Origin of the sequence: Clostridium sp., from assembly GCF_016650035.1 — a bacterium.
In the GTDB taxonomy this organism is placed as follows: domain Bacteria; phylum Bacillota; class Clostridia; order Clostridiales; family Clostridiaceae; genus Clostridium_AD.
This window is the reverse complement of sequence record NZ_JAENWM010000046.1, coordinates 14,467-31,392: the sequence shown is the minus strand read 5'-3', so window position 1 is coordinate 31,392 and position 16,926 is coordinate 14,467. Positions and strand designations below refer to the sequence as shown.

Annotated in this window: 19 protein-coding genes and 2 riboswitches; of the genes, 1 reads left to right on the top strand and 18 read right to left on the bottom strand. The window is 33.4% G+C overall.

Annotated elements, in window-relative coordinates:
- Positions 1–333 precede the first annotated feature (333 nt).
- The 17 genes from JJD95_RS11910 to JJD95_RS11830 all read right to left on the bottom strand — a co-directional run bounded on the left by JJD95_RS11910 (position 334) and on the right by JJD95_RS11830 (position 14,954).
- Positions 334–1,515, bottom strand: a complete 1,182-nt coding sequence (locus tag JJD95_RS11910) for a cation:proton antiporter (protein ID WP_291643245.1) — start codon at positions 1,513–1,515, stop codon at positions 334–336.
- 19 nt (positions 1,516–1,534) lie between these two features.
- Complete coding sequence (locus tag JJD95_RS11905) at positions 1,535–2,818, bottom strand: MFS transporter (protein WP_291643244.1); 1,284 nt, start codon at positions 2,816–2,818, stop codon at positions 1,535–1,537.
- 100 nt (positions 2,819–2,918) lie between these two features.
- Entirely contained in the window at positions 2,919–4,394 is a 1,476-nt protein-coding gene (locus JJD95_RS11900; RefSeq protein ID WP_367114813.1) for a SulP family inorganic anion transporter, read from the bottom strand.
- Between the two features lie 163 nt (positions 4,395–4,557).
- The gene (gene arsB, locus JJD95_RS11895) at positions 4,558–5,628 is read right to left on the bottom strand and encodes an ACR3 family arsenite efflux transporter (protein ID WP_291643242.1); all 1,071 of its coding nucleotides are present in this window, start codon (positions 5,626–5,628) and stop codon (positions 4,558–4,560) included.
- Positions 5,629–5,633: 5 nt separating this feature from the next.
- Positions 5,634–5,981 carry a metalloregulator ArsR/SmtB family transcription factor gene (locus tag JJD95_RS11890; protein ID WP_291643241.1) on the bottom strand — a complete coding sequence of 116 codons (348 nt, stop codon included), beginning with the start codon at positions 5,979–5,981 and terminating at the stop codon, positions 5,634–5,636.
- Positions 5,975–6,403 (bottom strand): arsenate reductase ArsC, encoded by a 429-nt coding sequence (locus JJD95_RS11885; RefSeq protein ID WP_291643240.1) that lies wholly within the window; start codon positions 6,401–6,403, stop codon positions 5,975–5,977. Before JJD95_RS11885 ends, JJD95_RS11890 begins: the two co-directional genes overlap by 7 nt.
- A gap of 92 nt (positions 6,404–6,495) precedes the next feature.
- Positions 6,496–7,188, bottom strand: coding sequence for a cytochrome c biogenesis protein CcdA (locus JJD95_RS11880; RefSeq protein ID WP_291643239.1), 693 nt, complete (start codon positions 7,186–7,188; stop codon positions 6,496–6,498).
- A complete protein-coding gene (locus tag JJD95_RS11875) occupies positions 7,185–7,721 on the bottom strand; it encodes a co-chaperone YbbN (protein ID WP_291643238.1) in 537 nt (178 codons plus the stop codon). The genes JJD95_RS11880 and JJD95_RS11875 overlap by 4 nt, the downstream gene beginning before the upstream one ends.
- A 184-nt stretch (positions 7,722–7,905) precedes the next feature.
- Positions 7,906–8,541: a hypothetical protein gene (locus JJD95_RS11870; protein WP_291643237.1), complete on the bottom strand. Its 636-nt coding sequence runs from the start codon at positions 8,539–8,541 to the stop codon at positions 7,906–7,908.
- A gap of 36 nt (positions 8,542–8,577) precedes the next feature.
- A complete protein-coding gene (locus JJD95_RS11865) occupies positions 8,578–9,744 on the bottom strand; it encodes an MFS transporter (RefSeq protein WP_291643236.1) in 1,167 nt (388 codons plus the stop codon).
- 159 nt (positions 9,745–9,903) lie between these two features.
- Positions 9,904–10,131 carry a thioredoxin family protein gene (locus JJD95_RS11860; protein ID WP_291643235.1) on the bottom strand — a complete coding sequence of 76 codons (228 nt, stop codon included), beginning with the start codon at positions 10,129–10,131 and terminating at the stop codon, positions 9,904–9,906.
- Positions 10,132–10,158: 27 nt separating this feature from the next.
- On the bottom strand, positions 10,159–11,175 hold the full coding sequence (locus JJD95_RS11855) for a permease (protein WP_291643234.1): 1,017 nt from the start codon (positions 11,173–11,175) through the stop codon (positions 10,159–10,161).
- A gap of 45 nt (positions 11,176–11,220) precedes the next feature.
- Positions 11,221–11,580, bottom strand: coding sequence for a metalloregulator ArsR/SmtB family transcription factor (locus JJD95_RS11850; protein ID WP_291643233.1), 360 nt, complete (start codon positions 11,578–11,580; stop codon positions 11,221–11,223).
- Between the two features lie 220 nt (positions 11,581–11,800).
- Positions 11,801–12,385: a rubrerythrin gene (gene rbr / locus JJD95_RS11845; protein ID WP_291643232.1), complete on the bottom strand. Its 585-nt coding sequence runs from the start codon at positions 12,383–12,385 to the stop codon at positions 11,801–11,803.
- A gap of 147 nt (positions 12,386–12,532) precedes the next feature.
- Positions 12,533–13,336, bottom strand: a complete 804-nt coding sequence (locus JJD95_RS11840) for a MetQ/NlpA family ABC transporter substrate-binding protein (protein ID WP_291643231.1) — start codon at positions 13,334–13,336, stop codon at positions 12,533–12,535.
- Between the two features lie 16 nt (positions 13,337–13,352).
- Positions 13,353–13,997 carry a methionine ABC transporter permease gene (locus JJD95_RS11835; RefSeq protein WP_291643230.1) on the bottom strand — a complete coding sequence of 215 codons (645 nt, stop codon included), beginning with the start codon at positions 13,995–13,997 and terminating at the stop codon, positions 13,353–13,355.
- A complete protein-coding gene (locus JJD95_RS11830; RefSeq protein WP_291643229.1) occupies positions 13,998–14,954 on the bottom strand; it encodes a methionine ABC transporter ATP-binding protein in 957 nt (318 codons plus the stop codon).
- Positions 14,955–15,052: 98 nt separating this feature from the next.
- Positions 15,053–15,157: riboswitch (SAM riboswitch) on the bottom strand.
- A gap of 79 nt (positions 15,158–15,236) precedes the next feature.
- Positions 15,237–15,357, bottom strand: a riboswitch (SAM riboswitch).
- A 151-nt stretch (positions 15,358–15,508) separates the two neighbouring features.
- Between JJD95_RS11830 and JJD95_RS11825 the strand changes: the two genes are divergently transcribed.
- Positions 15,509–16,507, top strand: a complete 999-nt coding sequence (locus tag JJD95_RS11825; RefSeq protein ID WP_291643228.1) for a D-cysteine desulfhydrase family protein — start codon at positions 15,509–15,511, stop codon at positions 16,505–16,507.
- Positions 16,508–16,586: 79 nt separating this feature from the next.
- Here JJD95_RS11825 and rd read toward each other — a convergent pair whose 3' ends face one another.
- Positions 16,587–16,748: a rubredoxin gene (gene rd, locus JJD95_RS11820; RefSeq protein ID WP_291643227.1), complete on the bottom strand. Its 162-nt coding sequence runs from the start codon at positions 16,746–16,748 to the stop codon at positions 16,587–16,589.
- Between the last annotated feature and the right edge of the window lie 178 nt (positions 16,749–16,926).

Here is a 16,926-nt window from a genome sequence, read left to right as displayed (position 1 = left end):
TGTTTCTTTTTTAAAAAAGTAAAGCACGCGGTAGGTCTGTTAAGCTTACCCAAAATCATACTTTTACAAAAGCAAAGCACCAACAATTAGTTGGTGCTAATGTTTCACATGATTTGGGACATTTTCAAAAATGCTTGACATTAAAATTGATATATTCTATCCACTTTGTATAGTACACTTATATTACTATCGGTTGTAATCGTTGACAATTTACAAGCACTTTTAGAATATAACCTATTTATTACTTATTTTCGTCTTTTTGAACTTAAAATATACCATATTTATTTAATTTCCTAAAAATCACTATCTAAGATAAAATTAAATAGCTTAAATCTAATCATCAGTTAATAGCTTTTCTCCACCTATTTTAATTCCTATAGCTCCTAGTGGAGCTGTAACAATTATAGAAAGTACTGCAATTGCAAGTATTACCTCTCCTGATTTTACCCCCGCTGCCAGTGGCACTGCGCCCATAGCTGCCTGAACCGTGGCTTTTGGAATATATGAAATCACACAAAACAGCCTTTCTTTTCGGTCTAAATTAGTTCCTATTAATGATAATAATACCCCTATACTCCTAGCTGAGAGTCCAATAGTAATAATAATTAGTCCAAGGATTCCTGAATCCACGGCTACATGTATATTTACCTGCGCTCCCACTAAAACAAACAGTAATATTTCTGCTATTACCCATACCTTGTTTAGTTTTAATGACATTCTATTGGCTACTTTAGTATACTTTTCAAGTAAAACAAAACCGATAGTCATTACCCCTAGAAGACTTGCAATGGGTACTACATTTTTAAGCATATCTTCAAGTCCTGTCAGCATAATTGCTACTGCAATTAATATTAATGTTTTCTTCGTATCTCTTATGTGATGCTTTTTAAATATTTTTGTTAATACAATTCCTATAATAGCACCTGCTGCTATTCCAAGTAAAATAGATAAAGGAATACCCAATATATTTTTTACTATATTCGAATTTTTACCACTGTATAAGCCTAAAAATGTTGAGAATATAGTTATTGCAAAAACGTCATCAATAGAGGCTCCTGCAAGTATTATAGTCGGTATACCCTTTTTTTTACCTTTCCCTCTTGCTATAAAATTAAGCATAGGCGGTACAACTACTGCTGGTGAAACTGCTGCTATTATAAACCCAAGCATTCCTGCCTCAATTTTTGATATAGAAAGTATATAGCTTGCCACAAACATAATACTAAGACCCTCCAAAATACCAGGTATACAACTCATTTTTAGCGCCGGCACACCTACTTTATTTAAAGTTTCCTTTTTAATTCCAAGGCCAGCTCTTAGTAGAATAATAATCAGTGCCATTTTTCTAAGATCCGGTGAAATTCTAAGTATGTCTGGGCTTATCATATTACTAACATAAGGTCCTAATAATACTCCTAAAATTAACATTCCTAGCAGTCCTGGAAGTTTCAATTTTTCAAATAGCTTGTTTGATAGTAGTCCTAAAATAATTATAATTGCTAAACTCATTGCCATTTTGTAATCCCTCTCTTTCTTATTCTATAGAGCTTGGATTTCCCGGTGGTGGAGATATAATTGAAGCAAAACTCGCTATAACTGGAAATATCATCATTATAATTAATATTTCCGTGTATCCATTAAACATATCAAAAGCAACTCCAAAAGGTAGAGGCCCTAAGGCTGAACCAATAACCATTGCCGTAGTTGCCATACTCCTTATACTTCCAAGATGCTTTCTTCCATAATAAGCAGGCCATAGCGCTTCTGTTGTAACTGAGTTAAAGGCATTAAATACAGCACTTAGTATTGCATATAAAATAACAACTTTACTAGTTGTTGCTGTTGAAATAGCAACCAATGCCAGCACCATAATCCAATAATTTACAGCCCTTATGTAATGCACCTTTATTCTATCTACCATATGCCCTGCTAGGAAATTTAAAGGTAATTGAATTACAGCAGTTAGGCCAAGCACTGATGCAGCAAAAGCAATTGATAGACCTTTTTCTTCAATAATAGATAACATATGAAAAGTTAACCCTGTGTTAATCATAGATGGAACCGTCATGCAGAACATCATTAACCAAAAGGTCCTTGTTTTCATTGCAGCTTTTAAAGTCCAATCAATTTTTCCTTCTATTATATTGTTTTCATTTTTAGCTGCTTCTTTTTCACCCTTTTTAATGCTTTCACCATCAGGTAAAAGCTTCATTTCTTCTGGCTTATTTCGAACTAAAATCCAGCTTAGTGGTGCCATTATGGCCATTAGACTGGTAGCCCATATTATCCAAGTTAATCTCATACCTGCTGTGTTTATAAGCCAGTTATTAATCACAGGCACTGCTCCCGCACTAAGTACCCCACCGATTGTCATGAGACTTATAGCCCTACCACGCCTTTTAACGAACCATTGACTAACTAGTGTAGACGGAATAAGAGTCATTGATCCTTGACCTAGTAATCTTAAAAATACAAATCCAATAAATAACATAACTGGATTAAAAACAAAACTCATCCACAAACATGTCATTCCGAGTAGAAAAGATATTATGGTAAGCATCTTTCTGTGTCCTGCTAAATCAATTTTCCTTCCAATAAAGGGAAGCATAAGTCCAGCACATAGTGATGCAAAAGAATAAATACTAGATACTAAAGACCTACTCCATCCGAACTCTTTAATATATGCGTTTATGAATATAGAAACTGAATATGTTTGTCCAGGTCCCGCAAAAAATAATGACATTGCAGAGATAATTATAATTACCCAACCATAGAAAAATGGAAGCTTTTTGGGTTTAATTTTTTCTTTAACTTTCAAAAAATACCTCCTTAGACCAATTTATTATAATACTTTATTCCCATAAAAAAACTCTTATTTAGCCCAGAACACTAAATAAGAGTCTATAATTACGATGTTTTTAGTGTCCCATTTCTCTGTCTAACCCACCGGGTTTATTAAATATTGCAACTTGGTCTAAGATGCTCATACTATCAGTATTGGCTCCTACTATATGAACTTTAATTCCCATTTTATGATACTTTAAAATAACTTTGTCAATAGCATTAACCGCTGAATGATCCCAAATATGAGAATTTGAAAAATCAATGTGAACAGTTTTTTTATTTTTATCATATCTAAATTCATTCACAAAATGCTTTGCTGAGGCAAAGAATAATTGCCCATGAACCTTGTATACACTTTCCCCATTTTTCCTATCTATTGTATATTCTATATTGATTTTGGCAATCTTTGAAACAAAGAACATGCAGCTTAAAACCACACCAACAAAAACTCCAATAGCGAGATTATGTGTAAATATAACTGTTCCAACTGTAACTAGCATTACTGCAGTATCCAATTTAGGAACTTTATTCATAGTTTTTAAAGAGTTCCAGTCAAATGTACTTATTGAAACCATAATCATAACAGCTACTAATGCCGCCAGTGGAATTTGAACAACAAAGCTATTTAAAACAATTATTAGAAACATTAAAACTACTCCTGCTGTTAATGATGATAACCTAGTTCTTCCACCAGATTTAACATTAATAACTGATTGTCCAATCATTGCACAGGCAGCCATTCCGCCAAAAAAACCCACCACTATATTTCCTATACCTTGTGATATACATTCCCTTGTCTTATTACTGCTTGTATCTGTCATTCCATCAACAATTTCTGCTGTTAATAATGATTCAATAAGTCCCACAAATGCTAGTGATATAGCATTTGGGAATATAATCTTTAATGTATTAAGTGAAAAAACCACATTAGGAATTAATAAACTTGGCAAGCTGTTTGTTATTGTTCCCATATCGCCTACAGTTCTAACACCACTACCCGTAAAAATAGCTATAGCACTCACCACTATAATAGCTACTAATGGAGAGGGAACAGCCTTTGTTATATATGGAAATAAATATATTATTGCAAGTCCCACTGCAACCATTGCATACATTGTCCAATTTTCTCCACTAAAGGATGGCAATTGAGCCATAAATATGAGTATTCCAAGCGCATTAACAAATCCGATCATTACAGAATGAGGGATAAATTTCATTAACTTATTTACGCGAATAATTCCGAGAAAGATTTGTATTATTCCAGCGAGTATTGTTGCAACTAGCATATACTCTATTCCATGTGCTTTAAATAACCCTGCTAATATAAGAGCCATTGCCCCAGTAGCTGCTGAAATCATTCCCATTCTGCCACCTAGTATTGCGGTAACAATGGCCATACATACAGCTCCATATATTCCCACCATCGGGTCCACTCCAGCAACTATGGAAAATCCTATTGCTTCTGGAATAAGTGCCAATGCCACAACTATTCCTGCCATAATATCCTTGTTAATATTTGATAAGTATTCATTCTTTAGTGTTTTCTTAATAATTAACGCCTCACTTTTCTTTGTTTTGTGTTTGAACCTATTGTAAATCTCACGAAAAGCAACTAGCTACTACGCTAGTGTATTTTGGCACTAAAAGTTCTATTATAGTATACCGTACCTATATGTTAAGTACAATACGTTTGTGTGATAATGATGTTCCCAATTAAATCCAAGTGTTTTGAACTACTGGTTCTGGAAACCAATGGTTGGTTTTGTTTACAATTCTTACAAGAATCAGCATTACTGGAACTTCAACGAGTACTCCTACCACTGTAGCAAGAGCTGCTGGTGAGTCCATACCGAAAAGTGCAATGGCAACTGCAACTGCAAGTTCAAAAAAGTTAGACGCTCCAATCATTCCAGCAGGTGCAGCAATGTCATGTGTTAGTCTTAGCTTTTTACTTGTTAAATAAGCAATAAAGAATATAAAAAATGTTTGTATAGTTAGAGGCACCGCTATAAGTAAAATATGTAATGGGTTGTTTAATATGGTTTCACCTTGAAATGAAAATAACAATATAAGCATTAGTAGTAATCCAACAGTCGTTGCATTATCAAACTTGTGCAGGAAGGAATTTTCAAAATACTCTAGGCCTTTTTTCTTTGTTACCGTAATCCTAGTCAAAATGCCCCCAATAAGAGGAATAACAACAAATAAAACCACTGATAAAATTAGTGTGTTCCAAGGAACAGTAATGTTACTGACACCTAAAAGAAATTTAACAATAGGAATGAACGCAACCAAAATAATTAAATCATTTGTAGCTACTTGCACAACAGTATAAGCGGGATTACCTTTTGTAAGATGACTCCATACGAATACCATTGCAGTACAAGGCGCCGCTCCTAGAAGGATAGTTCCTGCAAGATATTGCGTAGCTAATTCTGGCGTTATAAATGCTTTGAATACTACAAAAAAGAAAAATGATGCTATTGCATACATTGAAAATGGCTTTATAAGCCAATTCGTTATCCATGTCACATATAAACCTTTCGGGTTTTTGCCAACATTTTTAACACTTTGAAAATCTACCTTCATCATCATGGGATAGATCATTACCCAAATAAGTATAGCTGTTGGGATTGAAACCTTAGCATACTCAAACTTATTTAAGAATTCTGGTATTCCTGGAATGAATTTTCCAATAAGAACGCCAACTACCATACAAATAGCTACCCAAACTGTTAAATACTTTTGAAAAAATCCAATTTCAGGCGCCTTTACTTCATCCATATTAATCACTCCTTTTCACCACTACATAAATCTTGAATCTTGCATATACCTAATCTTTCGCAATCACTATTATAAGAGTTTAATTGCTTAAGTTCTTTTGTTAAATAGATAAACAGATCCGGGTTCTTTTCTATAAAGCTATCATCTATTTTGTAATATACCCACTGTGCTCTTTTATAATCCTCAAGTATTCCAGATCTTTTAAGCGCCGTTAGATGTCTGGAAACATTTGATTGGTTCATATTTAGGCACCGTTCAATTTCACATACACACATTTCACCCTCAATAAGTAGTGCTAATATTCTAAGTCTATTTTCTTCTGCTAGCGCTTTAAATATATCAACCACTACCACACCACTTCTCCACTTAAATCAATTTCACTTCTTTCAATTCTTTCCGCTAAATCTTTAATTTTCTCTTCAATTAATTTTGCGGTCTTTATAAATTCATCATCAGATTTTCCAGTAGGGTCATCAAGTCCCCAATCCTCTTCATGCTTATGAGCCATTATTGGACAAACTACATTACATCCCATTTTCACTACAACATCAGCTTCTGGTATACTATCTAGTAATTTTGATGTATGAGTTTCATTCATGTCTACACTGTATAAATATTTTATTATCCTCACCGCATCTTGGTTAATTTGAGGCTTAGTTTCAGTCCCTGCTGAATATGATTCAAACACCTCTGATGCAAATAATTTACCCAATGCCTCTGCCATTTGTGATCTACATGAATTATGAACACATATAAATGCTACCTTTGGTTTCATATATTGATTCTCCTTTTTGTATATTCTTATATTCGTTTATACTCATATTGTAATATCAACTTTTTGTTTTGTCAACAGGTTTCAAAAGGCCTCTAAAACCCTAAATAAAACATATAAAAAGCAATAATCAAAATAACGGCTCCCATAATATATTTTAACGCCTTATTAAAGGCACCATATTTATTACTTGAAGTAATCTTTGTTACAAAACCAACTGATGTTCCCGCTATTATAACTAGGAAACTATGCCCTATTGAATATAATAGTAAAAGCAGTAAACCCCTTGCGATATTGCCTTCCTTTGCTACTATAGAAAGTAACACTATAAGTACTGGAGTTGAACATGGCGATGAAAATATACCTCCTAGGACTCCTGCTACAAAAGCGCCTAGATAACCTCGTTTTGGTTTTTTACTTGTTAAAGAGGCCGATGGTATAAAATTATATACCTCCCACACTTGAAGTGCCATAAGTACCATCAAAACACCTAGTGCAATATACCAAAGGGAACTTGATGTTCCCATAAGCTTTCCCAGAATAGACGCAATGGTGCCTAGAATTGTGAAAGTAACTGCCATCCCACCATCAAAAACTAGTGATAGCCTAAATGCTCTTTTTGTATCATTATTCCCAGTTCCACCCACGTAACCTATTACGAGGGGCACACTAGTAAGTGCACAGGGTGTGAATGAGGTTAATAAGCCTGCAAGGAGTGCAATTAAAGGTGCAAACCAAAAGCTCCCAGAAATAAGCTTTGCTAATACATCTAACCATTCTGTAATCATTCCACCCCCATCTCCTTAAATGCAGCGAGGATTTGCTCCTTAGTAAGTCCACCCTCATGAGTTGTAAATACATGTTCATCTGTTTCTTTAGAAGAATACATTTTCATTTGCAATTCCTCTGGATCTTTTGGAGTATAAGGTTTGCCATCACTGTCAAAGAAAACTTGTGTTGGAATTACGCTAATTGGATAGCTCTCTGCTAAACTTTTATACTTCCATACGTCAACGAACTTTATTATTGCTTTCCCACGAAGTTCTTTATTAAGCTCCGCTAGAGTAGGCGCCATTTCTTTGCAAGGAACACAGGAATCAGCACCAAAATCGATCATAATTGGAAGTCCATATGATTTAAGCTTTTCAATATCTAGTCTATCAGTTACGTGTAGAGCAAAAGATGGATTATCCTCCTCCACAATGGGTGTTTTATTAGAGTTTTTAAAATACCATATTGCTCCTATTACCGCAACTATAAGTATAGGTATAATTATTTTACCGAGATTTTTAGAAAACTTTATATTCTTTTTTTCGTTCATCAAACGCACTCCCCTATTATAATTTTAATCTCACATTTATATAAATTTATGAATTGTATTATATATTTATACATAGATAATTTCAAAGTTCTGTATCAAAAGAAATGAAAGCTATGAAATCAAGGTGTTAAACCTACAATTCATAGCTTTTTAATCTAAACTAACAATAGTTTTATAAAAGTGCTTACCAAGTAAAATATACAAATCCCCCACCAAGCGTTGTTGTATTGTACCATAATTTAAGGTCTATTCTTTTAATCTGGCCTTCATCCAAAATGTTTACAAACACGCTTGTTCCATCATCTTCATACTCAAGTGAAATTATTGTTACCCAATGCCAAGGCGCAAAGTTTTCCACCTGACCATTACATAAATTCAGAAAGGCTATAGGAGCATTTTCTAATAGGGATCCATTTATGAATTTTATTATTTTATCTAATTCAGGCCGGTTAGCCTTATCTTCAGGTATATCACAATAATCATATTCAACATTCAGCCCTTTTGCTAGTGTATAAGAAATCACGGCCTCATAAAACATTTTAGTTGTTGGTATCCCTTCTGTTGTAGGGGTAACATACTCCCAAATTTCTTCCATTGCTGGCAAACAGTTTTCTTTGTTACTAAAATTATGTGCAAGTGGCAAATCAGCCCTTGTTTGAATTAAATAAGCAATAATATTTGTCGCTGCTGAGGGGCCGCATCCTGATAGACGTTGCCACTCTGTGGCATAACATTCTTGGTGGTAACCATAACATGGCTTATGTGTACACCTATCTACTACCCGAAATAAATCTAGATTAGACAAAGACACTATATTCATAAATTCATCCCCTCTCTAATTGCCATCGTTCAATTGTTAAATTTTGCTACCACTAATTTTTTTTACTACTATTGCACCTATAGTTCCTGCCAAAAGCATTGTCACTGCAGCAATTAAAAATACTGTTCCTATACTCCCTACACTTATTATCTTACCATTTATGCTTGTTCCTATAGCTCCACCTACAAACATATTAAAGGAAGCAAGTGACATAGCTGTTCCTCTTAACTTAGGCATAGTTTCTTGAGCCGTCATTACTAATGTGGATTGCATAGATATAAATGCTATCCCAAATCCGAACAATGCTATACCAATAATAATTGGATTACTTGCAAAGGCTATTGTTAATAATGAAGTGCCTCCTAATATTCCAGCAAATAATAAAAAGTTATCTTTGAGTTTTGCTCTTAAGGCTGGCGCTTTTCTACCACCAATTACAGTAGCTATACCAAATAAGGTTAATATAAGTCCTACATAAAACACATTATAACCTGTTCTCATTTGTACTAGTTTTCCTGAAAAAGTAAAGCTTCCAAACACGCTGAATCCAACTAACATAATGGTAGATACGACGCTTACAAACTTTTTATTAGAAAACGCTATTTTGTAAACACTTATAAAGTCAAGCTTATCAATTACTCCACTGCTCTTTGGTAAAATCTTAAGCATTGCAACTGCCATTATAAGTTCCGCTACTCCATATAAAAAGTACACTGCACGCCAAGATCCAAAGTATGCTAGGGCTCCACCGATTGCTGTAGCAGATGCTCCACCTAGAAACATAAGTCCCATAACCTTTCCTATAGCTTTTTGCCTATTTGAATTATCAAAACTTTCACCTACAAGTGCCATAGTTACAGGAAATATACCTGCAGCAAAGGCACCATTCATAGCTCTAAAGAAAATTAGTGAAGGTAAGTCAAATGCAAATGCTCCTAGCATACTGAATATAGCAGTACCAAATGCTGCAATGTTTATTATTTTAGTTTTTCCATACCTATCTCCTAGTGGTCCAAATAAAATTGTGAAAAGCCCAAAAGTAAGCATATAAGCCGTTACTGACATTGCAGCTGTGCTTATGCTTAGATTTAAATCCTTCGAAATATTAATTAGTAATGGTGCAACAGCATAATTATCACCATTAGCAAAAAATGACATTATTGCCAAGGTCATGAGCATAGTATTTCTACGTTTATTTTCCATTATAATCTCCTTATTATTCTTTCTAAAATCGTTATATCTTAATATTATAATATATGATACATATATTAAGGGCCTAAGAATCAGGCCCTTATTAAAATCAGCCAACTACTAAAGTAGTTTTATCTTCTAAAGAAGCTTTTTATCTTCTAAAGAAGCTTCTTATAAATATTTTTTAATTTCCTCAGTCGTAGGCACTCTACCCATAATTTTTACTTTTTCATCTACTACTAGAGCAGGAGTTTTCATAACTCCATAGGCCATGATTTTTTTAAAGTCTTCAACCTTTTCTATAGTTGCATCTATTCCTAACTCTTCTACTGCCTTTTTTGTGTTTTCCTCTAATTTTTTACAACTAGCACATCCTGAACCTAAAACTTTAATTATCATAATATTTCTCCTTTTAAATTTATTTTTTTAAACAAGTAAGAATGAAAATGCGTTAAATAAATATCCTATTATAATTATACCTGTTGCAACTATAGCAACAAATATAGATAATAATTTAGGTTTAACAACTTTACTAAGCATAATTAATGATGGAAGTGAAAGAGCAGTTACAGCCATCATAAAGGATAATACTGTACCAATACCTACACCTTTTCCAAACAATGCTTCAGCTATTGGGAGTGTGCCGAATATATCCGCATACATTGGTATGCCTACTGCTGTTGCTAGAAGTACTGCAAAAGGATTATTATTCCCAACTACATTCTCTATTATTGACTGAGGTATCCAGTTATGAATTGCAGCGCCAATACCAACTCCAATTATAACATATAGCCAAACCTTGTGGAATACATCTTTAACCTGCTGTTTCGAATACGATATTCTCTCATTTCTTGCAAGCTCAATTACTTCTGCATCAACGTTTTCTATTTCTTTAACATATCCTTCTACATACTTTTCAAGTCCTAATTTATCTATAATAGTTCCACCAATAACTGCTAAAATTAGTCCTACAACTACATATGCTATGGCGATTTTAGGACCAAAGAAAGACATTAAAATTAATAATGATGCCAGGTCCACCAGTGGTGAAGATATAAGGAAGGAAAAAGTTATCCCAAGCGGTAGTCCTGCTGAAGTAAACCCTATAAATATTGGAATACTAGAACAACTACAAAAGGGTGTAATAGTTCCGAGTAATGCTCCTAGTATATTCCCCTTTACCCCTTTGATATTTCCAAGAATTTTCTTTGTTCTTTCTGGAGGAAAATAACTTTGAATATAGGATATAGCAAAAATTAATACTGATAATAGTATAAATATTTTTATAATATCATATATAAAAAAGTGTACGCTACCACCTAATCTTTCTTCCATTGACAGTCCAAATACATTTTCCACGAGAGCCTTAATAATGTCTGAAAGCCAAGTCATTTTCAAAAGCGCATCATTTAGAAATGAAAATATTTGTGTTATTACATTCATTATGGTCACCTACCTGTTTAATATTTTGTAGAATCATGAGTTAAATTAATTATTGCAATTACATTTTTTCTTGAAAGTTTCTACGTATTCATCACCCTTTTTAAGATTTTTCAAATCTTTTTGCAAAGTAGCATAATCCTCTAAATTAAAAATTATTTTCTCCAGTATCTCTATTAGAAGTTCATTATCTCTGTCTAAGTAATAATATATAAATTGCTCTTGTCTTTCATCGCATGCATAGCCCATATCCCTTAGTTTACCTAAGTGCTTTGAAATTTTAGGTTGAGTTTCTTCTAAAATTCCTTGAATTTGGCACACACATAGCTTCTTATGATATAAGAGGACTAAAATTCTAAGTCGCGTTTCATCAGACAGCACTTTAAATAAATTCATTAATTTTTCCATTAATTTCACATCCTTATAGGTTAAATTCTTATATACCCATGTGAGCATATGTACATACTATGCTTAAATTGATTGTTTGTCAACAACAAAAATTCTTTATCTTTCATATAAAACTAAAGCTTCTCGAGAGTGCAAAAGTATTATATAGTATTCCAATAAAAAAAGCGAGAACGGATTGTTTTCTTAACAATCCGTTCTCACTTCACATATATACTTTATATTAATAATTTTCAGCTAATATCTCGAAGTAGCCTTGCGGATGTGCACATGCTGGACATAGTTTTGGAGCGCTTGCGCCTTCAAAAATATAACCACAGTTGCTACATTTCCACATAACTTCTGTATCTCTAGTGAATACTGCACTGTTTTCTACCCTGCTTAGTAGTTGTCTATATCTTGCTTCATGATGTTTTTCAACCTCAGCAATCTTTCTATAAACAAACGCTATATCCGCAAAACCTTCCTCCTGCGCAACTTTTGCAAATGCTGGATAAAGTTCAGACCATTCTTCATTTTCTCCATTTGCTGCCCATAATAAATTTGATTTAGTATCTGATAAGCCTACAGGATATGTAGCATTAATTTCTACCACTTCTCCATTTAAACTTTCTTTTAAGAATTTGAAGAATCTTTCAGCATGCTCTTTTTCATTACCTGCTGTTTCCGTGAAAATATTAGCTATTTGAACATATCCCTCTTTTTTTGCTACAGAAGAATAAAAAGTGTATCTGTTTCTTGCTTGTGATTCACCTGCGAATGATTTCATAAGATTTTCAGCTGTTTTTGTACCTTTTAATGTTTTCATAAAATACCTCCTTGTTTTTCTCTACAGAGAAAAAAATGTATATTCAATGTATTCTATAAACAGTATGTTTTCCCTCTTTTTAAACATGATGTTAATACATTGTTAATATTAATTCCCATCTTCCTAAGTATATATCCTTTTTTACACCTAAAAAGCAGGAATTATATTTCCTTTATACTTATCCTCAATAAATTTCTTAACTTCTGGAGAAGTTAGTGCCTTTGAAAGTGCCTCTATATAAGGTTTAGTTTTATCTTCGCTTCTCACCGCAAGTACATTTGCATATGGTGAATCTGTTGCTTCTATAGCTAGTGAATCCTCAGTTGGATTTAAGTCTGCTTCTATTGCAAAATTAGAATTTATAACTGCTGCATCCACATCTTTTAAAACCCTTGGAAGTTGTGGAGCATCTAGTTCTGTTATTTTAAAATTCTTTGGATTTTCTGTAATATCAAGTTTAGAAATTAGATCTCCATCTTTTAATTTTATAAGTCCGGCAGCTTCAAGTACTCTAAGTGCTCTTGCTCCATTTGTAGCATCACTTGGAATAGCTATCTCAGCTCCATCTTTTAATTCACTGAGTTCTTTGTATTTACTAGAGTATAAGCCCATAGGTTCGATATGAACTTTTACAGTATAGTCTAGGTCAAGTCCTCTCTCTTCACTAAAAGACTCTAAATAAGGTACATGTTGAAAGAAATTGGCGTCTATTTGCCCTTCCGCTAGTGCGGTGTTTGGTGTTACAAAATCGGTAAATTCTACTATTTCAAGGGTATATCCATCTTTTTCAAGTAGAGGCTTTACCACCTCTAATATTTCTGTATGAGGTACTGGTGATGCGCCTACTTTGATGATTTTTTTCTCAGTTGTAGCCGCTTCTTCTTTTGCTCCACACCCGCTTACTGTTAAGACTACAACTATTGTTAATAATACACTTAATATTTTTTTCATTTTTATTTTCCTCCTCTTATTTAATCATTCTTCTGTATAGTAAATTTCCTAAAGCTTGAATTATTTGAACAACTGCAATTAATATAATCACAGTGTATATCATGATATCCGTTTTAAATCTGTAGTAGCCATATTTTACTGCTACATCTCCAAGGCCTCCTCCGCCTATTGTTCCAGCCATAGCAGAGTAACCAATAATATTTATTATTGTTAGTGTAACTCCAAGGACTATAGAAGGCATTGCTTCCTTTACCATAACCTTAAATATAATTTGATAGGTTTTTGCACCAAAAGATTTAGCTGCTTCAATGATGCCGTAGTCTACCTCTAGAAGCGCAGATTCTATTATTCTTGCAGCAAAAGGTGCTGCTCCAAGGGTTAGTGGAACTATAGCTGCATTAGTCCCTATGGTTGTCCCAACAATAATTTTAGTTAATGGGAATATAGATATCATTAATATAATAAAGGGAAAGGACCTGAGTACATTTATTACTAAATTCAAACTTTTATAAATTAGTATATTTGGTCTTAGACCTTTAGGACCTGTTATAATAAGTTCCACTGCTGATATAAACCCTAAAATCATTGTAAAAATTGTTGATAGCGCCACCATATATATAGTATCTATAAGTGCAGGTAATAAAACATCTTTAAATAGCATTTATATCAGCTCCCACTCTATAGATTTTTGATCTAAATATTTTAATATCTTATCCTTGTTTTCCTGGCTTGCATTTATTATAAGACTTCCCATTACGTTATCTCTAAACTTTTCAAGCCTTCCCCATACTATTGAAAAATCTATGTCAAGCTCTCTGGCTATGGATGTAATTAAACAATTTCGGCTTATTTCCTTTGGGAAAAATATTTTAATATTATGGCCTGTACTAGGTAATACTTCTTCATCGCCCATAAGTGTTTTCATTTCACTTGTTGGCCTCACGAATAATTCATCGGTAGTTCCATGACTTTTAATCTCTCCTCCTTCGAGTAAAATAAATTTGTTGCAAATCTCTTTTACCACCTCCATTTGATGAGTAACTACAATAATTGTTATATTTAATTTATTATTGATATCTCTTAAAAGCTGCAATATTGATTTTGTAGTTTTGGGATCTAGTGCAGAAGTAGCTTCATCACAAAGTAATATTTTCGGGTTAAGTGAAAGCGCTCTTGCGATTCCAACTCTTTGTTTCTGACCTCCGCTAAGTTCGCGTATATTACTATTTACCTTCTCATTCAGCCCTACTAAATCTATTAAGCTATCCACTCTTTTTTTAATAGAAATTTTATCCATTCCCCATACCTCTAGTGGGAATGATATATTTTCATAAACATTTTTTCTGTTTATAAGATTAAAACTCTGAAAAATGATGCCTACATTTTTTCTAAACTCTCGAAGCTCTTTAGAACTTAGCTGCTTTACCTCTTTTCCCATTATGTTAATGGTACCTGTGTCATATGTTTCAAGGCCATTAAAGCATCTAAGGAGTGTGGATTTTCCAGCTCCACTGTGACCAATTACACCATATATATCACCTTCATTTACTGTAAAAGAAACATTAGAAAGTACTTTCTCTGTCGAAAAACTTTTATATACATTGCAAACTTTAATCATAATATCTCTTCTCCTTCATCCTTAATATTGACAACCTTAAGCTTTTGCACGAAAAAATAGAACCCAATGAATAAACTTGAGCTCTTACACTAAACTTATTCTTATCTCGCAGCAATGCTGCAGGATTTAACACCATGTATCATCTAAATGATACTGGTTGTCGGGTTTCATAGGGCCATTCCCTCCACCTCTCTTGATAAGATATTTAATTTTACTTTAAAAACAAAAAACCTCTTTCATCAAAATAAAATGATGAAAGAGGTATAAATTACAAGGACACCTCTCTCATCTTCCACTAAATTCAAATAAACTTAGTGCAGGAGTTAGCACCTTTTCAGATATATAATATCTGGTGGTTGCTGAGGTGTCATAGGGCCATTCCCTCTACCTCTCTTGATGAGAATTAATTGATTTATTAAATTAAACCTATAGTATCACTATCTGAATTGAATGTAAAGAAGTTTTTTCTTTTTAAATTAGTTTGTCCCTTGCCATGTGGGTGACAACTGGTATATTATAGAGATAAATATTAATTGAAAGCGGGGATTATAATTATGATTAAAATACCAGATAAAATTAGTTTAGCAAATCTTCCAACTAAAATCGAAAAACTTGATAGATTTTCAAAACTAATGGGTGGACCTAATATCTATATAAAAAGAGATGATTACACTGGTACTGAGATGTCGGGGAATAAAATAAGAAAGCTTGAGTTTGCAATTAAGGAAGCCCTTGATATGGGATGTGACTATTTAATAACTTGTGGAGGTATTCAATCTAACCACGCAAGAGCCACAGTAGCTGCAGCGGTTAAAATGGGAATGAAAGCAGGCATTATTTTAAGAGGTAATGAAGATACTGAAGTAGATGGTAATTTATTTATAAACAAACTTTTAGGTGCTGATATAAGATTCATTACACCGCTTGATTATAAAAATAGAAGAATGGAAATCATGGAAGAATTAAAAGAAGAAATGGAGCTTAAGGGATTTAAACCATACATTATACCTGAGGGAGCTTCTAATGGAATTGGCAGCTTTGGATATTTTAATGCAATGGAAGAGATAATGTCCCAGGAAAAAGAGATGGGTATCCATTTTGATGGGATTTTTATAGCAGTGGGATCAGGTGGAACCCATGCGGGATTACTTCTTGGAAGTAAAATTTTCAAAAGCGATTCACAAATCTTTGGAGTTAATGTCTGCGATGATGAGGATCATTTCAAAAACCAAATTCATGAAATACTTATAGAAAGCAGCAGTTATTTGGATATAGATGTTCCATTTGATAAGGGTGAAATAAATATAATAGATGGCTATGTAGGACGCGGATATGCTCTAAGTACTCCTGTTGAACTTAATTTTATAAGTGAATTTGCAAAACTCGAGGGAATTATTCTTGACCCTGTTTATACAGGCAAAGGAATGTATGGTCTCTCGCAGGAACTAAGGAAAGGTAAATTCAAGGACTTTAAAAATATATTGTTTATTCATACAGGTGGACTCTTCGGACTTTTTCCCCAAAAGGATTTATTCGATTTTAGTAACAACTAAATATAATGGCTCCCACCAAATGGTGGGAGCTATTTTTAATTATACCTTACACAACAAATGAGGATATCCTCGGATCTTTTTATTCAACTATTTCAAATTCTGTTTTAGGTACTCCACATAATGGGCAAACCCAATCTTCAGGAATATTTTCGAACTTAGTACCTGCTGCTATTCCTCCATCTGGATCTCCTTCTGCCGGATCATAAATGTATCCACATACTAAACAAACATACTTATCCATATAAAACATCTCCTTTAAATTATATAAGTTTATTATATACATAATATTTTATGATATACCCTTTTGATTTTTTAATTCGCCACTTCGGTGCCATCTTACTTACTAAAAACAGTCTCAATAACTATAACAATAAAATATTCTATAACTACATTATTAAGTGTATAATTATTACTATAAT